Annotated in this window: 18 protein-coding genes; 15 read left to right on the forward strand and 3 right to left on the reverse strand. The window is 65.8% G+C overall.

All coding sequences use genetic code 11. The features are described 5' to 3' along the window. The first annotated feature begins 111 nt into the window (after positions 1-111). From TVC13_RS16590 to TVC13_RS16615, 6 genes are all read left to right on the forward strand, one after another. Positions 112-936: an ABC transporter permease gene (locus TVC13_RS16590; RefSeq protein ID WP_422402250.1), complete on the forward strand. Its 825-nt coding sequence runs from the start codon at positions 112-114 to the stop codon at positions 934-936. Continuing rightward, a complete protein-coding gene (locus TVC13_RS16595; RefSeq protein ID WP_154578328.1) occupies positions 933-1,706 on the forward strand; it encodes an ABC transporter permease in 774 nt (257 codons plus the stop codon). The genes TVC13_RS16590 and TVC13_RS16595 overlap by 4 nt, the downstream gene beginning before the upstream one ends. Continuing rightward, on the forward strand, positions 1,699-2,538 hold the full coding sequence (locus TVC13_RS16600; protein WP_154578329.1) for an ABC transporter ATP-binding protein: 840 nt from the start codon (positions 1,699-1,701) through the stop codon (positions 2,536-2,538). The genes TVC13_RS16595 and TVC13_RS16600 overlap by 8 nt, the downstream gene beginning before the upstream one ends. Continuing rightward, a complete protein-coding gene (locus TVC13_RS16605) occupies positions 2,535-4,514 on the forward strand; it encodes a flavin-containing monooxygenase (RefSeq protein WP_422402251.1) in 1,980 nt (659 codons plus the stop codon). The genes TVC13_RS16600 and TVC13_RS16605 overlap by 4 nt, the downstream gene beginning before the upstream one ends. Positions 4,515-4,613: 99 nt before the next feature. Then, positions 4,614-5,270 carry a TetR/AcrR family transcriptional regulator gene (locus TVC13_RS16610; protein ID WP_422402252.1) on the forward strand — a complete coding sequence of 219 codons (657 nt, stop codon included), beginning with the start codon at positions 4,614-4,616 and terminating at the stop codon, positions 5,268-5,270. Further along, positions 5,248-5,967 carry an SDR family oxidoreductase gene (locus TVC13_RS16615; RefSeq protein WP_422402253.1) on the forward strand — a complete coding sequence of 240 codons (720 nt, stop codon included), beginning with the start codon at positions 5,248-5,250 and terminating at the stop codon, positions 5,965-5,967. Before TVC13_RS16610 ends, TVC13_RS16615 begins: the two co-directional genes overlap by 23 nt. Before the next feature lie 25 nt (positions 5,968-5,992). Here the strand turns inward: TVC13_RS16615 and TVC13_RS16620 are convergent, their stop codons facing one another. Then, complete coding sequence (locus TVC13_RS16620) at positions 5,993-6,667, reverse strand: GntR family transcriptional regulator (protein ID WP_422402254.1); 675 nt, start codon at positions 6,665-6,667, stop codon at positions 5,993-5,995. A 181-nt stretch (positions 6,668-6,848) separates the two neighbouring features. Between TVC13_RS16620 and TVC13_RS16625 the strand changes: the two genes are divergently transcribed. From TVC13_RS16625 to TVC13_RS16635, 3 genes are read left to right on the forward strand one after another with little or no spacing between them, the layout of a single operon-like run. Continuing rightward, positions 6,849-7,703, forward strand: a complete 855-nt coding sequence (locus TVC13_RS16625) for a fumarylacetoacetate hydrolase family protein (RefSeq protein WP_422402255.1) — start codon at positions 6,849-6,851, stop codon at positions 7,701-7,703. Positions 7,704-7,732: 29 nt separating this feature from the next. After that, the gene (locus TVC13_RS16630; protein ID WP_422402256.1) at positions 7,733-9,298 is read left to right on the forward strand and encodes an FAD-dependent monooxygenase; all 1,566 of its coding nucleotides are present in this window, start codon (positions 7,733-7,735) and stop codon (positions 9,296-9,298) included. A gap of 37 nt (positions 9,299-9,335) precedes the next feature. After that, positions 9,336-10,211, forward strand: coding sequence for a VOC family protein (locus tag TVC13_RS16635; RefSeq protein WP_154578335.1), 876 nt, complete (start codon positions 9,336-9,338; stop codon positions 10,209-10,211). Between the two features lie 36 nt (positions 10,212-10,247). Here the strand turns inward: TVC13_RS16635 and TVC13_RS16640 are convergent, their stop codons facing one another. After that, a complete protein-coding gene (locus TVC13_RS16640) occupies positions 10,248-10,880 on the reverse strand; it encodes a hypothetical protein (RefSeq protein ID WP_422402257.1) in 633 nt (210 codons plus the stop codon). A gap of 85 nt (positions 10,881-10,965) precedes the next feature. Here TVC13_RS16640 and TVC13_RS16645 point away from each other — a divergent pair, with 85 nt between their 5' ends. Next, positions 10,966-11,748 carry a glycosyltransferase family 2 protein gene (locus TVC13_RS16645; RefSeq protein ID WP_422402258.1) on the forward strand — a complete coding sequence of 261 codons (783 nt, stop codon included), beginning with the start codon at positions 10,966-10,968 and terminating at the stop codon, positions 11,746-11,748. On the opposite strand, the gene idi is transcribed toward TVC13_RS16645, so the two are convergent. Continuing rightward, positions 11,696-12,226, reverse strand: a complete 531-nt coding sequence (idi, locus tag TVC13_RS16650) for an isopentenyl-diphosphate Delta-isomerase (RefSeq protein ID WP_422402259.1) — start codon at positions 12,224-12,226, stop codon at positions 11,696-11,698. The genes TVC13_RS16645 and idi overlap by 53 nt on opposite strands. A 50-nt stretch (positions 12,227-12,276) precedes the next feature. Here idi and TVC13_RS16655 point away from each other — a divergent pair, with 50 nt between their 5' ends. Genes TVC13_RS16655 through TVC13_RS16675 form a run of 5 tightly spaced genes read left to right on the forward strand, consistent with a single transcriptional unit; the run spans position 12,277 to position 16,544 of the window. Then, positions 12,277-13,329, forward strand: a complete 1,053-nt coding sequence (locus TVC13_RS16655) for a polyprenyl synthetase family protein (protein WP_422402260.1) — start codon at positions 12,277-12,279, stop codon at positions 13,327-13,329. Positions 13,330-13,331: 2 nt separating this feature from the next. Continuing rightward, the gene (locus TVC13_RS16660; protein ID WP_422402261.1) at positions 13,332-14,252 is read left to right on the forward strand and encodes a phytoene/squalene synthase family protein; all 921 of its coding nucleotides are present in this window, start codon (positions 13,332-13,334) and stop codon (positions 14,250-14,252) included. After that, the gene (crtI, locus tag TVC13_RS16665; protein ID WP_422402262.1) at positions 14,249-15,859 is read left to right on the forward strand and encodes a phytoene desaturase family protein; all 1,611 of its coding nucleotides are present in this window, start codon (positions 14,249-14,251) and stop codon (positions 15,857-15,859) included. Before TVC13_RS16660 ends, crtI begins: the two co-directional genes overlap by 4 nt. Next, positions 15,859-16,209 carry a lycopene cyclase domain-containing protein gene (locus TVC13_RS16670; protein ID WP_422402263.1) on the forward strand — a complete coding sequence of 117 codons (351 nt, stop codon included), beginning with the start codon at positions 15,859-15,861 and terminating at the stop codon, positions 16,207-16,209. Before crtI ends, TVC13_RS16670 begins: the two co-directional genes overlap by 1 nt. Next, positions 16,206-16,544, forward strand: coding sequence for a lycopene cyclase domain-containing protein (locus TVC13_RS16675; protein WP_422402264.1), 339 nt, complete (start codon positions 16,206-16,208; stop codon positions 16,542-16,544). The genes TVC13_RS16670 and TVC13_RS16675 overlap by 4 nt, the downstream gene beginning before the upstream one ends. Positions 16,545-16,546: the final 2 nt, after the last annotated feature.

Here is a 16,546-nt window from a genome sequence, read left to right on the forward strand (position 1 = left end):
CCCCCCCCTTTGTTTAACCCCCCCGCCCGCACACAACCCCCCCCGGGGGGGCGGGCGCCCCCCCCGCCCGCCCAAGGCTTCTCAATTCTGTTATCCGAAAGGGGGCTGGTCATGACGGCCAACCCAGCTACATCGACCGCAGCGCGGTCATCGGCGCGCTGGCTCCGCGTTGGTCCGGCGCTGCTGGGGACCTGCGGCGTCCTCGGTTTCCTGCTGATCTGGCAGGCAGCCGCGGTGACCGGCCTGGTGGATTCCCGGCACCTGCCGCCCGCCACCGAGGTCCTTGAGCGGTTTATCGCCAACCTGGCATATACCGATTTCTGGGTCGCCACCGGGCACACGCTGCGCGCCTGGCTTCTGGGACTGCTGATCTCCGCCGTGGCCGGACTGGTGCTGGGCGTTCTGATCGGCTCAAACAGCTTCCTGGTGAAGGCCACCCATTCGACGGTCGAGTTCCTCCGGCCTATCCCGGCCGTGGCGCTGATTCCGATCGCTGCCCTGCTCTTTGGCCCGCGCCTGGGCTCGGAACTGATGATCATCATCTATGCCTGCTTCTGGATCGTGCTGATCCAGGTCTTCTACGGGATCGCTGACCTGGATCAGGTGGCTATGGACACCACCAGGACACTGGGACTTTCGTTCATGGAACGGGTCCGCTACCTCATCTTCCCCACGCTGCTGCCGTTCTTGATGACCGGGCTGCGCCTGGCGGCAACGGTTGCGCTGGTACTGGCCATCAGCGTGGAGCTGATCGTGGGCACACCCGGCCTGGGCCAGGAAGTGGCACTGGCCCAGATCAACGGATCGGCACCGGCCATCTTCTCCCTGATCATCACCAGCGGCCTGCTGGGCATCATCATCAACATGCTGATGCGGTTCGTGGAGCGTAAAACCCTGTTCTGGCACGAATCGGTACGCGGAGGAAAAGCGGCATGACGAACGTCCTGAAAAAGACCGGGTACTTCCTGGGCCTGCCGCTGATCCTGATCACGGCGTGGGTCATCTACACCTCGGTGACCACCAACTTCTTCATCCCCGAACCGGCGATGCTGGTGGACCGCTTCTTCAGCATCTGGTTCTCCGAACGGTTTGCCTCCGATGTCCTGCCGAGTCTGTACCGGCTGCTGGCCGGGCTGCTGCTCTCGATTGTGATCGGCGTCAGCGTCGGCGTCGTCATTGGCTACGTCCGGTGGATCCGCTGGCTGTTTGAACCCCTCTTCGAGTTCATTCGCGCGGTCCCCTCGACCATCCTGATCCCGGTACTGCTGCTGCTCATCGGCATCAACGACGCCATGAAGATCACCCTGATCGTGTTCAGCTGTGTCTGGCCCATCCTGCTCAACACGGTTGCCGGCGTCACTTCCATCGATGAAGTGCAGCAGAACACCGCCAAGGTGATCGGTCTGAAGGGCCTGGACCGGATGCGGTACCTGGTTCTTCCGGCAGCCTCGCCGCAGATCATGGCAGGCATCCGCCAGAGCCTGGCCGTCGCGCTCATCCTGATGGTCGTCTCCGAAATGTTCGCGTCCACGGACGGGATCGGGCACTGGACCATCAACTTCCAAAACCGCGTTGCCATCCCCGAGATGTGGAGCGGCGTGCTGCTCCTGGGAATCATCGGCGTCGCGCTGTCTGCAGTCTTCCAAATGATCCAGAAGCGGACACTCGCCTGGTACGAAGGATTGAAGGAGAACAAGAATGACTAACGCAACCAAGACGGTCCGCCTCGAAGTAGACCAGCTGCAGAAGATCTACCAGACCGGCAACGGGACTGAATTCGAAGCGGTGCGTTCGCTCACCTTCGACCTGCACGACGGCGAGTTTGCCTGCCTGGTGGGCCCCTCCGGCAGCGGCAAGACCACGCTGCTCAAGTGCATCGCGGGGTTGATGCGGGCCACCTCCGGCCGCGTGGTCCTCGACGGCCAGCCGGTCAACGGCCCGGCAAAGGGCATGGCCGTCGTGTTCCAGGAGTACGGCCGCAGCCTCTTCCCCTGGATGACGGTTGAAGCGAACGTCGGGCTGCCGCTGAAGAGCGCGGGCCTGTCCAAGGCCGAACGCACCAGCCGGGTGGCCGACGCCCTTAAAGACGTGGGCCTGTCCGAGGCCGGCAGCAAATACCCCTGGCAGCTCTCCGGCGGTATGCAGCAGCGCGTGGCCATTGCCCGCGCGGTTGCCTCCCGGCCCAGCGTGCTGCTGATGGATGAGCCGTTCGCCGCCGTCGATGCCCAGACCCGCGCGGATCTTGAGGACCTGGTCCGCAGGATCTGGAAAGAACACAACATGACGATCCTGTTCGTCACCCACGACATCGATGAGTCCGTCTACCTCGCCGAGCGGGTCCTGGTGCTCTCCAGCTCCCCGACAGTGATCCAGAACGACATTGAGATTGACCTCCCCTCCGACCGTGACCAGCTCCTGACGCGTTCGGATGCGCGGTTCGGTGAACTCCGCGCCGAGGTCTACGAACGTGTGCAGTTCGCCAAGACCAACGTCACCGGACAGAGCGAGCCGGCCCGGCTCACGGGAGTGGGCGCATGAGTGCCGCCGGCCTCGACGCAGCCGTGCAGGCCCCTGATGACCTGTTTTGGCAGGAACACAGCGAGCAGATCACTGAGTCGGATGAGGAACTGCAGAGGATTGCTGAAGCTGCAGACCTTCCCGCCCTGCTGGCAGCCCTGGCCGCCGCAACCGGGGATACCAGTTTCCTGACCCCTGACCTGCGTCCTCCGCTGACGCCGGTGGACACCGTTAACCACCCGCACGGCGGCATGAGCGCCGAAGCACAGGAACGCGGCCGGACGGCGGCACTGGCCGGCCTGCGCCGGCTGCGGGATGAGGGAATTACCCGCAGCCGGATGCTCAGCGACACTGAAACCGGCACGATCCTCGAGTTCCTGGCCAACGGGCACACGGAATGGGACGGAATGCTGCGCCACGAGCTGGATCTGGCCCCGGATAAGAACGGTGCGCCGGACTGGCAGTTCGACGACGTCGCTGCGGGCCGGGAATTCTCCGCCCTGATCGTCGGATCAGGTGTTGCGGGGCTCGCAGCTGCGCACCGGTTCCGGCAGGCAGGCGTTCCCTTCAGCATCATCGAGTCGGCCGACCGGCTCGGCGGCACCTGGCAGAAGAACCGCTACCCGGGCGTCCGGCTGGACACCCCCACCTTTGGCTACTCCTACTCCTTTGCGCAGCGCGCCGACTGGCCGCACCAGTTTGCGCAGGGTGCCGAGATCCGCGAATACCTGGAAACCGTGGCCGAACGGTCCGGAATCGCAGACCTGGTGGAGTACGGAACCCGCCTGCTCAGCGCGGAGTGGGACTCGGAGACCGGCCTCTGGACGGTGCTCACGCGCGTACGGGGCGGAACCGAACAGCGCCGGACGTTCAACGCCGTCATCACCGCCACCGGCCAGCTGGACATCCCCAACATTCCGGACTTCCCCGGCAGGGATTCCTTCGACGGTGTCGCCATGCACTCCCAGGACTGGGACGAGACGGTTGACTACCGGGGCAAGCGCGTAGCCGTGATCGGCACCGGTGCCAGCGCGTACCAGATTGTTCCCGCGATCTGCGCGGATGTGGAGAGCATGGTCGTTTTCCAGCGCAGCGCGCCGTGGATGCTGCCGGCACCGAGCTACCACGACTCGATGACCGAGGTGTTTTCCTGGCTCAGCGCGAAGGTGCCCCACTATGCGCAGTGGTACCGGCTGTGGGTTACCGTCCTGGGCATCCCGGGCCGGTTCCACACCGTGCGGGCCGAGGAAGGCTGGCACGGTGCTCCGCTCAGTGTTTCCGCCCGGAACCAGGAGGTCCGCGAGGAACTCACCCGCATCCTGGGCGAACAGTTCAGCGGGCACCCGGAGCTGCTCCAGCATGCCATCCCCGGCTATCCGCCCGGTGCGAAGCGGATGCTGCGGGACAACGGTGTATGGGCGAGGGCGCTCACCTCTGACCATGTGGCTCTCGAGACGTCCCCGATCCGGGAAATCACGCCCACTGGGATAGTTACGGAGGACGGAACCCGCCACGAAGTGGACATCATTGTCTACGCCACCGGGTTCCGGCCGTCAGAGTACCTCGAAGGCATTGAGATCCGGGGCCGCGGCGGCGTCGAAATCCACGACGCGTGGGAGGGTGATGCCCGCGCCTACAACGGCATTACCGTCCCCGGGTTCCCGAACTTCTTTATGATCTACGGCCCGAACGTGGGCGGCGTGGTGGCCGGAAGCCTCCACTTTATGCTCGAACGTGCTTCCGAATACGCACTGAAAGCGGTCCGTGAGGTCCTGGAACGGCGCGTCAAGGCGCTGGACGTCCGGCCGGAAGCCCTGGAACGGTTCGTGGCCTGGGTCGATGAGGAAAACCGGCAGATGGCCTGGGGCCAGCCCTACGTCCGCACCTGGTACCAGAACGCCAAGGGACGGGTGTCCCAGATCTGGCCCTTCACCAACGTCGAATACTGGGAAGTGACCGAGTCGATAAACCCGGCAGACTATGATTTCCTCGCCTAGGCAAACCCTGTGTGCCGGGGCCGGGCTGCGCGTGCGCGGTCCGGCCCCGGCAGTGCAGGGACCAGGCACAGATGATGACCAGCTTGCGAAAGGACGACGGTGACCCGCAGGAGCCGAGCGCATCAGAGTACCCCCGGCAACGAGAAAGCCATTCTTGAGGCTGCACTGACGCTGGCCGTCACAGCGGGGTACGAAGGAACCACCATGGCGGAGGTGGCGCGCCTGTCCGGCCTGCCCGTCGGCTCGGTCTACTGGCACTTCAACAACAAGGAGCAGCTCTTCGCCGAACTGATCGAGTACTGCTTCGCGCAGTGGAAGATCGACCACACCGGCCCAACCAACCGTGACCTGCTTCGCCGCAGCATCGCCGGGTCCGCCGGGGGATCGGTGGATCCGGAAAACCGGGCGGAGGCTTTCTGGATCCTGGCACTGCTCTTCGCGCTGGAGAAACGGCTGGCGGGAAACCTTGCACGGGAGAAGTACCTCGAAGTCCGCAAAGAGATGTTCGAGCTGATGGTCCAGCGCGTGGAACCGCAGGTTCCCGCATCCGTCCTCGCCGCCGACCCGGGCTTTGGACGCAAGATGGTGGTGCTGGGCCGCGCCCTGACGGACGGCTTCTACATCGCCGCCTCCGCAGGAGACGAGATCGATTTCCTGGAGTTCGCGGACCTGTCCGCCACCGCCGTCGAAGCACTGATCCAGCGGCGTGCCGCTGAAATTGAAGGGAACCTGAATGCAGCCGAATCCGAGTCCTAAGACTGCAGTCGTCATCGCCGGAGGCTCCGGCATCGGCGCCGCAGTGGTCCGCGAACTCTCCGCCTCCGGATACCGCGTGGCGGCGCTCTCGCCCTCCGGCAGCGCGAAGGAACTCGCCGAAAGCCTCGGAGGAGTTGGCCTTGCCGGTTCCAACCGCTCTGCCGGTGACCTGCAGGCGATCGTGGATCTTGCGCTGGCTGAGTTTGGCCGCATCGATACCGTGGTGAACGGGTCCGGGCACGGCGCATCGGGGCCGGTCCTTCAGATCACCGACGAACAGTGGGAAGACGGCATGAACGCCTTCCTGATGAACGTAGTCCGCATGGCCCGGATCATCACTCCGCACTTCGAGGCAGCCGGCGGCGGAACAATCGTCAATATCTCCACCAGCTCACCGTTCGAACCGAATCCGCGCTATCCCGTCTCAGCAACTTTCCGCGCGGCCCTGGCATCCTTTACCAAGCTGTACACGGACGAGTACGGTCCGGCCGGGATCCGCATGAACAACGTGCTGCCCGGCTTCACCAAGGAAGACCCGTCCACGGTCCAGCCGGAGTGGACCCAGCGCATCCCCCTGCGCCGGGCCGCGGCGGCCACCGAGGTGGCCCGGGTGGTACGTTTCCTGGCCAGTGAGGAATCCAGTTACATGACGGGGCAGAACGTGCGGGTCGACGGCGGTTCCGCGCGCTCGGTCTAGCCGCCGGATCCCTGCCGGGCCGGGCTCAGTCCGCGCTGCGCGGCAGGGCGATGCCAGAGTCGAGGACCACCCGGACGGTGGCTTCATAATGTGCACGCAGGAGCCGGGCCAGCTCCGCGGCGTCGCGGGCCAGTGCCGCAGCGAGAATCTCGCGGTGCTCTCCCTCTACGTCCCGGCTGCCCGGCTCAACGTGCGGGGCTGCCCAGCACCGGTACAGTTCGGTGGCATCGGAGAGATCCGAGGCCAGTTTCAGCATGGGTCTGCACGCGCTGGCTTCAAGCAGCTTGAGGTGGAAGGCCTTGTGCGCTTTCTGCCAGGCAGGATCGACGTGGTCCGGGTCTGCTGCTGAGCGCCGGGGAATCCGCGCCAGCTGGTGGTGCACCGCCATGACCTCGGATTCCCACACCACGTCGCCGCGTTCGACGGCGAGCCGTGCCGCAAGCTCCTCCGTGACACACCGCAGCTCGGTCAGGTCCTCCAACTCCCGGACGTCCAGTTCCCGGACGAAGAAACCCCGGTTGGGCTGGGCCGTCACCAGTCCGTCTCCGGCCAGCCTGGCCAGCGCTTCCCTGACGACGGTGCTGCTGGTGCCCAGCCTTTCGGCCAGCGTCACCGGCTGCAGCCGGGTTCCGGGTCCCCATTCCCCGCGGAGAATGTCTTCCCTAATACGTTCGACCGCCTGGGGTCCTGCTTGTGCCATGGTTCCTCCTGTTCCCCGATTCTGCCCTAAAAACCTGGAACACCGGATTATGACTCGAATAATATACTTTTCGTTGACGAGTAGCTTATTTGCTGGTTAGTGTTGTGGCGAACACCACAATCAGGTGAACGGCCGCGGTAATTCCCGGGCCGGGAGCCGAGGACAAGCCAAAGGAATGACCATGCGCTACGCCAGCTACCTTTCCCCCGCAGGAGCCCAGACCTGGGGTGTCGTCGAGGATGGGACCGCCTACGACCTCGGTCCCAGCGGCCTCAACCTTGCCGCGAACCTCAGCGACGCCGTGCGCGACGGCGTCTTCGGGAACGTGCAGCCGGAGCAGTACTCTGCCGCGCCGGCTGCAGCCGAAGCGGAGATCACTTTCCTGCCGCCGGTCACGGCACCGGGCAAGATCATCTGCATCGGTGTGAACTACCGCAGCCACCAGGAAGAGACCGGCAAGGTGGAGCAGAAGGCACCCACCGTTTTCACCCGTTTCGCAGACACCCAGATGGGCCACCTGGAACCGGCCCTGATGCCGGCCTCCACCACGCAGTTCGACTACGAGGGTGAGATGGCCTTGGTCATTTCGAAGGATGCCTGGCACGTCTCGAAGGAAGACGCCTTCGACTACGTCGCCGGTTACGGTGCCTACAACGACTTCTCGGTCCGGGACTGGCAGCGCAACGCCTCCCAGTGGATCCCGGGCAAGAACTTCCCGGGAACCGGAGCCTTCGGCCCGTACCTCGTTCCTGCCTCTGACATCGAGGACCTGGACTCCATGGTCCTGGAGACCCGCGTCAACGGCGAAGTGCGGCAGAAGGCCGCGCTGGGAGACCTGTACTTCTCCATTCCCGAGCTCATCGAGTACGTCACGGGCTTCACCAAGCTCTCAGCCGGCGACGTCATTGTCACCGGAACTCCCGGGGGAGTGGGCCTGTTCATGGAGCCCTCGGGCCTGCTGAGCGACGGCGACGTCGTCGAGGTTGAGGTCAGCGGGCTGGGCATCCTGCGCAACACGGTCCAGCGCTGCGAGTAGGCCGGCAGGTCAGCGGAAGGAGCAGCGGTATGGAAGAACTGACGGAAACCGACGTCCTGGTAGTCGGTGCCGGCCCAATCGGCATGACCGCGGCGGCCCTGCTGGCTGACTACGGAGTGAACGTAGTCGTCGCCGAAAAAGCGGCCACCACCAGTGACTCCCCGCGGGCAATCAGCGTGACGGATGAAACCCTGCGCGTCATGGCAGAAATCGGCGTGCTGGAAGAGCTTGTCCCGGAGATGCTGATGGACACCGGTGCGCGGTACTTCGGCCGCCGCGGACAGCTCCTGGCGGAAGTCCGTCCGGGCCGGCCGCGTCTGGGGCAGCCCGGCAAATCACAGTTCGACCAGCCGGTGATGGAATCGCTCCTGCTGGATGCCGTTCGCCGGCGTCCCGGAATTGACCTGCGCTTTGAATCTGAGGTCCTGTCTCTGACGGATCAGGGCAGCAGCGTCGAAGCGCTGATTCTCCGGGACAGTGCAGTCCACCGGGTCCGGTCGAAGTGGGTCCTGGCCTGCGACGGCGGCAGGAGCCCTATCCGGACCCGGCTGGGAATCACGCTTGAGGGAAGTACGCAGGCGCAGCAGTGGATCGTCGTCGACATCGAAGACTCAAAGGTGAAGACCGAGAAATTTGCCGAGTTCCACTGCAACGGAACCCGCCCGGTAGTGCAGGTTCCCGGAGCCAAGGGACGGCGCCGGTATGAGTTCATGCTGCTGCCGGGGGAGCGGGCAGAAGATGTCACCACCCCGGATTTCATCGCCGGTCTCGTGGCGCCCTACGAAGCCGTGGAGCCGGAGAAGATCCGACGGGCCGCCGTTTACGTGGCCCATCAGCGCATCGCCGCCGAGTACCGCCGTGGAAGGGTAATCCTTGCCGGGGACGCCGCGCACCTGATGCCGCCGTTCGCCGGCCAGGCGCTCAACGCGGGTGTCCGGGACGCAGCCAACCTGGCGTGGAAAATCGCAGCCCAGGTCAACGGTGCGCCGGAAGCCCTGCTGGATACCTATGCTGCAGAGCGCAGGCCGCACACAGCGGACATGGTCCGGCTGTCGCACCTGATCGGCCAGGTAGTGATGGCCACCAACCCGTTGGCAGCGGCAGCACGCGACAAGCTGCTCGCTGCTTCCTCACTGGTTCCGCCGCTGAACCGGTGGATCACCCAGATGCGGTTCCTCAAGCAGCCGCACTACACCGCCGGGTGCCTGGTCCCGCCGTCCCGGGAAACGTCCAAGCCGGCTGCCGAACTGGTGGGCCGCGCCCTCGCCCAGCCGGCCGTCCGGGATGACGACGGAGCGGAATACGGCCTGGATGCTGTTCTTGGCCGCGGCTGGAGCCGGCTGCGGTTCCTCGGTGCGAACCGCATCGAGGTGGCACCTGCCGGGGCAGACTCCGCGGAACGGCGGACTGTACGGGTAACGGATACCGAAGGTGTGTTCCGTGCCCTGCCGCCCGGCACAGGACTCATCGTCCGCCCGGACCGCTACGTGGCAGCTGCCTTCGAAGCCGGCGGCGAATCCGCCGTCCTGGCGCAGCTGGCCGAGCTGGTGCCGGAACTCGGACGCGTGGGCAGCACGGCTGCCCGAAACCTCTAACGCCCCGCACGGCGAATCTATTTAGCTAGGAGAAAACATGTCTTGGGGCTTGATCCGGGAAATGGGCCATGTGTCCATTCAGACCACCGACGTCGATGCTGCGGTTGCGGATGCGACCGGGCTGCTGGGCCTTCGCGTCACTGAGCAGGCGGGCCGGGAAACCTATCTGGCCGCAGCGGCGGTCCACCACGAACTGGTGTACGTCGAATCGGACACCAACGGAATCCACTCGCTGGGCCTGGTGGCCCGGGACGGAGACGCACTGCGCGAGATCCGGCGCCGGGTCGAAGCAGAAAACCTGCCGGTAATCAGCGAGAAGCCGGTTTCCGCCGGTGTGCAGGACGGCTTCAGCTTCATTGGACCGGAAGACTGGGTCTTCGATATCTACACGGACCTGCAGGCGAGTGAGGCCGGGCCGCTATCCTTCGGACCGGACCGCTACGGGCACATCAACTTCCACCCCCGCAACGTCCGGGCCATGATGGAATTCCTCGCCCGGGTACTGGATTTCCGGCTGTCCGACGTCATTGGCGATGACTTCGCCTACTTTATGCGGTGCAACCCGGACCACCACGGCATCGCCTTGATCCAGGGGAAGGGGACCTTCCACCACCATGCCTGGCAGACCCAGTCCATCGCCGACCTGGGCAAACTGGGGGACCGGCTGAACCGGCTGGGCCGGGAGCTGATCTGGGGCCCCGTCCGCCACGGCGCCGGACACAACATAGCGGCCTATTACGTTGAATCCTCCGGTGCGGTCGTGGAGCTCTACACGGATCTGGAACAGATCTACGACGACGCCCGTCCGCCCGTCAAATGGGGTGCGGACGACAACTGGTGGAACATGTGGGGCTCCTACCGGCCCGAAGAGTTCCGGACCTTCGGCATCCCGCCGGTCTCAGGACGCCGCTGACGCGTGCTGTGCGGGGTAACCGCTCCAGTGCCGCCTTCAGCCCTGCAGGCGGCGCTGGAGCGGGGCTTCCGCAGCGCCGGCCGCAGAGGGCGGCGGGTTCCGCCGGATCAGGCGGGCCAGCAGGATGCCGGAGAGCAGCGATCCCAGTCCGCCCGCAGCCAGGTCTCCGATCGTGTCCCGGTAGCCCACGTTGATCGTGGCATCCACGTAGTAGTGTCCCCACCACTCGCCAAACTCCCAGAAAACGCTCAGGGCCAGGCCCAGCGACGTCACTACAGCGGGAACCGCGGCGCCCGGCACTGGACGGCCTGAGTCCTGCCACGCCGTCACGGCACCGTAGGCCGCGAGCAGGTACCAGGCCATGACGGCGATGGTGCCGGTGGCAGCAAAGTGCACCGCCAGGTCCCACCATGAAATCCGCGCGTACAGGTCCATTACGCTGCTCCAGGCGGCCAGCAGCAGGGTCAGGCCGTAGAGGGAGGAAAACAGCGGCGCCGCAGGCAGGCAGCGGGAAACCAGCAGTCCCAGCAGCACCAGGGCGAACAAGGCTGCCTCAACCGGTCCGTACCAGAGCAGCGCGGCCAGCAGACTCACTGCGCCCAGCAGGCGGATACCGTCCGAAGCCACCTCGGCGGCAGAGGCCGGACGGCGCAGGAGGGCATCAATCATGTACTTACGGTAGCCGAGCAGAGTTAGGGCCGCCCAGTGCGCACGCACGCCAGGGGGGACCGGAATTGCACGTAGGATCACTGGCATGCACGCCCCCGCACTTCCCACTCTTCCCTCTGTCAGTGTTGTCATCCCGTGCCTGAACGACGCCGAGGCACTGCGCGGGTGCCTGGCTTCGCTCGCCGGACAAACTGTCCAGCCCGCCGAAATCGTGGTGGTGGACAACAACAGCACGGACAGCAGTGCGCAGGTGGCCGGGGAATTCGGTGCCAGGGTGGTGTTTGAGCCCAGGCCGGGCATCCCCTCGGCGGCCGCTGCGGGTTACGACGCCGCGGCGTCGGACATCATTGCCAGATGCGACGCGGACTGCGTCCTGCCCCCGGACTGGATTAAGCAGTTAGCTGAACACTTTGCTGCCGACCCGGGGCTGGCGGCGGTCAGCGGACCGGGCCGGTTCTACGGTTTTGCGCCGTGGCTGGGGCGGATGCTGTCGCGGATCTACCTCGGGTCGTACTACCAGGCCATGACCCTGGCACTGGCACACCGCCCGCTCTTTGGATCCAATATGGCACTGCGGACGCACGTGTGGCGCGAGGTTGGCCCGGCGGTCCACCGGGACGACGCGGAGCAGCACGACGACGTCTGTCTCAGCGCCCATCTGGGCCTGGACTACCGCTGCGCCTGGGACCGGACCATGGTGGTGGGCATGGCACCCCGGGCGGTACTTGGCTGGGCAAACCTCGCCCGGCGGTTCCGCCGGGCCTTCCACACCCTTGCCGTGCACTGGCGGGCGGAGCCGCCGTGGGAGCGCTGGATCAGGCGTTTGGCGGGTACAGCAGGGGAAGCTGCAGCACCAGCCAGGGACTGAAAGCCCAGGGCGTCAGACGTACGGATTCCACCAGTGTGGCGGGATCGGCCCAAATCCAGTCCATGACCTCATCTGCGGCGGGGATCGGATCACCCTCCGCAACAGCCGTGTAGACCGGGCAGATTTCGTTCTCCACGATGCCCGAGGCATCCACAGCCCGGTAACGGAAATCAGGAAGGGCGACTGCGATGCTGCTCAGTTTCAGGCCCAGCTCACGCTCGGCCCGGCGCACCACAGCGTCCTCAGTGGCCTCGCCCGGTCCGGGGTGGCCGCAGAAGGAATTGGTCCAGACGCCGGGCCAGGTCAGCTTGGACAGGGCCCGGCGAGTCACCAGAATGCGTCCATCCGGGTGATAGACGTGCGTGGAGAAGGCAAGGTGCAGCGGGGTATCCCGGGTATGCACGGTCATCTTGTCCGCGGTACCTATCATTTGGCCCCCTTTATCGACCAGAATGACTTCTTCCCGGCGTTGCGGCATTTCTTCCCCTAACGATCAGCGTGTTTACTTTATGCATGGAGACAGAACACTTGCCTGACGAGAGAATTGGCCAACAGCAGGTGGAACGTGTCCTGGACGGGTTCTTTACCGCGGCCAAGGAGCGCGCGGAGCGGATCAGTCCCAGCTACCTTAGCCTCTGGGAGACACTGGAAAAATCCACGGTCGGCGGCAAGCGCCTGCGCCCGCAGATCGTGATGACGGCCTATACGCACCTGGGCGGAACCGACCTGGAAGCAGCCGCACGGGTGGGGGCAGCCTTCGAACTGCTGCACACCGCGCTGATCGTCCATGACGACGTCATCGACCTGGATTTCGTCCGCCGCGGGCAGGACAACGTTGCCGGGGTGTACCGCCGGATGGCCGAAACCGCTGGGGAACCGGCAGAAGTCGCCCGGCACCGCGGCCTGTCCGTCGGCATCATCGCCGGCGACCTCGCCTTGACCGGAGCCTTCCGGATGCTCGATTCGGTCTCCACCGATCCGCTCACCCGCGAGCTGCTCTCCGGCATTCTCGATGACGCTGTCTTCGCCTCCGCCGGCGGAGAGCTGATCGACGTCGACTTCTCCTTTGCCGCGGGTTCACCGCCGGTCGCGGAGATTCTGGACATGGAACGGCTGAAAACGGCCGTCTACTCCTTCGAAGCCCCGCTGCGTGCCGGCGCCGTGCTGGCCGGGGCCGGCACCGAGGTTGTCGCCGCGCTGGGCCGGTTCGGGAGGGACACGGGCATCGCCTACCAGCTGGTGGATGACCTGCTGGGCGTCTTCGGGAACGAAAGCGCCACCGGAAAATCCAGCATGGGCGACCTCCGCGAGGGCAAGCGCACCGTGCTGATTGCCTACGCTGCGCAGACCCCCTGCTGGGCAGAGCTCTCCACGATTATCGGCCGCCCGGATATGGGCCCGGGCGACGCGGACCGCGCCAGGAAGATCCTGATGGACTGCGGTGCCCGCCAGTACGCCCAGGATCTTGCGGCGCAGCACGCGGCCAGCGCCCGCAACCACCTGGAATGCGCCGAGGTGCCGGCCGGTCTTGCCGCTGTACTGGACGATGTCCTCTCCTCCTCCGTGAACCGGGGCAGGTAGCCGTGGGACAGATAACCGGGCTGCCGCTGTACAACCTGGCAGCCGAACAGACCGCTGCGGTCATGATCCGCGCGTACTCCACCTCTTTCGGCCTGGCCTCCCGCCTGCTGGCGCCACGGACCCGGCGCCAGATCGAAACCATCTACGCCCTGGTACGGCTGGCGGATGAGATTGTAGACGGCGTGGCTGCGGCCGCCGGGATTCCTCCGGCCGAGATCCGGCGTACGCTCGACGCGCTGGAGGCGGAAACGGCCAGCGCCCTGCGCACCGGCTACAGCGTGAACCTGGTGGTGCATGCCTTCGCGCTCACCGCCCGGCGCACCGGAATCGGCACGGACCTCACCGCTCCGTTCTTCCGGTCCATGCGCGCGGACCTCACCCGTGCAGAACACACCCAGGCCAGCTTCGAGGACTACGTCTACGGGTCGGCCGAAGTGATCGGTCTGATGTGCCTGCACTGCTTCCTGGACGGACGCACTGTCCCCGCAGACCAGGAAAAGCGGCTGCGCGAGGGAGCCCAGCGGCTGGGGGCCGCCTTCCAGAAGGTGAACTTCCTCCGCGACCTGGCCGAGGACTTCGAGGCACTGGGCCGCAGCTACTTCCCCGGGGTGACCGTGGACGCATTCACTGAAGCGGACAAGCACCGGCTGCTCGATGACATTGAAGCGGACCTGCTCGTCTCGGGCGCAACGATCGCCGAGCTGCCCCGGGACTGCCGGCCCGCCGTCGCACTGGCCCAGGAACTGTTCGCGGAACTCGCCCGCCGGCTGCGCCTGACCCCGGCCGAACGGCTGCGCACCACCCGGATCCGGGTGCCCAACCCGGTCAAGCTGCGGATCGCCGCCGACGCGGTCTACCGGCACCGGCTGCGCCGCACATCCACCCCGGCACTCTCCACCCCCGACGCCGAAAGGGCGCCATGATCTCCGGAAAAACGACACCCAGGCCCCGCACCGCCGTCGTCATTGGCGGCGGCATCACCGGCCTTGCCACCGCCGCCCTGCTGGCCAGGGAAGGCCTGGACGTTACCGTCCTGGAGAAGAACAGCACACCCGGCGGACGCACCGGCAACTGGGAAACCGGCGGGTTCCGCTTCGACACAGGTCCGTCCTGGTACCTGATGCCGGAGGTGTTCGACCACTTCTTCCGCCTGCTCGGCACCAGTGCAGCCGAACAGCTGGAGCTGGTGCAGCTTGATCCCGGCTACCGCGTGTACTTCGAAGGGGAGAAGGACCCGGTGGACGTGCAGGCCACCCGCGAGAAGAACGTTGAACTCTTCGAATCCCTGGAGCCGGGGGCCGGCGCCCGGCTGGAGGCCTACCTGGACTCCGCGGCCGAGGTCTACGACATGGCCAAGAAGCGTTTCCTGTACAGCACGTTCGCGTCCTTCCTTCCACTGCTGCGCCCGGACGTGCTTTCCCGCGGACCACGGCTGGCGAAACTGCTGCTGCAGCCGCTGAGCTCCTTTGTGGGGAAGCGGTTCACCGACCCGCGAATCCGGCAGATCCTCGGCTACCCGGCAGTGTTCCTGGGTTCCTCCCCATTCACGACGCCGAGCATGTACCACCTGATGAGCCGCCTGGACCTCCAGGACGGTGTGCTCTACCCGCGCGGCGGCTTCCACCGGCTGATCACGGTGATCGCTTCCCTGGCAGAGTCCGAAGGCGTGAAGATCCAGCTGGACGCCAACGTCACCGCCATCCGCACTGAGAGCACCGGCAAAGGCAAGGCCCGTGCCAGCGGAGTTGAATACCGCGACGCCGCCGGCAACCCGGTGGCGCTCGACGCCGACCTGGTGGTATCCGCCGCGGACCTGCACCACACGGAAACCCGGCTGCTGCCGGCCCCCCTGCAGACCTACCCGCCCAAGTACTGGGAATCCCGGATCCCGGGCCCGGGCGGCATCCTGCTGCACCTGGGCGTTCAGGGGGAGCTGCCCCAGCTGGCGCACCACACCCTGCTCTTCACAAAGGACTGGAAAGCGAACTTCGAGAAGATCTTCGGGAAACACACCTCGGTTCCGGACCCGGCCTCGCTGTACATCTGCAAACCCTCAGCCACGGATGACGACGCTGCCCCGGCCGGCCAGGAAAACCTCTTTGTGCTGGTGCCTGTTCCTTCCGACCCGGCGCTGGGCACCGGCGGAATCGACGGCGCGGGGGACCCGCGGCTCGAAGCGATGGCAGACACCGTAATTGGGCAGATCGCCGATTGGGCAGGCATTCCGGACCTCGCCGAGCGCATCACAGTTCGCCGGACTGTTGGCCCGGGTGACTTCAGTGCGGACTTCAACTCCTGGCGGGGAACCCTGCTGGGCCCGGCACACGTGCTGAAGCAGAGCGCCTTCCTGCGCGGCAGCAACGCCAGCCGGAAAGTTGAGAACCTGCTTTACGCCGGCGGCTCCACCCTGCCCGGCATCGGCCTGCCCATGTGCCTGATCAGCGCCGAACTGGTGCTCAAGCGGCTGCGCGGGGACACCAGCACCGAGGCCCTTCCGGAGCCGGCTTCCGCGCCGGACCAGGCCCGCTGATGGGTGCTTTGTACCTGCTGTTCCTGCTGGCCTCTATTGGCTGCATGATGCTGCTGGACCACCGCTTCAAGCTGTTCTTCTTCTCCGGGGCACCTCTGCGCGCCGCGGCTGTGCTGGCTGCCGGGCTGGTGTTCTTCCTTATCTGGGACCTGTTTGGAATCGGTCTGGACATCTTCTACCGCGGTGAAACCCAATTTATGCTCGGGATCGAACTGGCACCCCACCTGCCCCTGGAAGAAGCCTTTTTCCTGGCCTTCCTCTGCTACCTGACCATGGTGCTGTTCGGCCTGCTGAAAACGGCGGCAGCGCACTTTGGCCGGAACCGGTCCGGACAGGAGGCTCGGCGGTGACTTACTGGCTGCTGAACCTCTGCTTCCTGCTCCCCGCGGCCGTGGTGCTGGCCGCCGCCCTGCTGCGCCGGCGTCGTTCCGGCCTGAGCAACCGGCCCTTCCTCCGGCGCCTGGGCGGAACCGCGGCGGTGCTGCTGGCGCTGACCGCGGTCTTCGACAACCTGATGATTGCCGTCGACCTCTTTGGCTACAACCCTGACCGTATCTCCGGTGCGTTCCTGGGCCTGGCGCCGCTGGAGGACTTCGCCTATCCGCTAGCGGCCGTCCTCTTGCTTCCGGCCCTCTGGGACCTGCTGTCCCCCCGCGCCCCCGCCCCTTTGGAGGAGAACCCATGAGT

This window comes from Arthrobacter sp. 3Tela_A, assembly GCF_049311025.1.
Classification (GTDB): Bacteria; Actinomycetota; Actinomycetes; order Actinomycetales; family Micrococcaceae; genus Arthrobacter_B.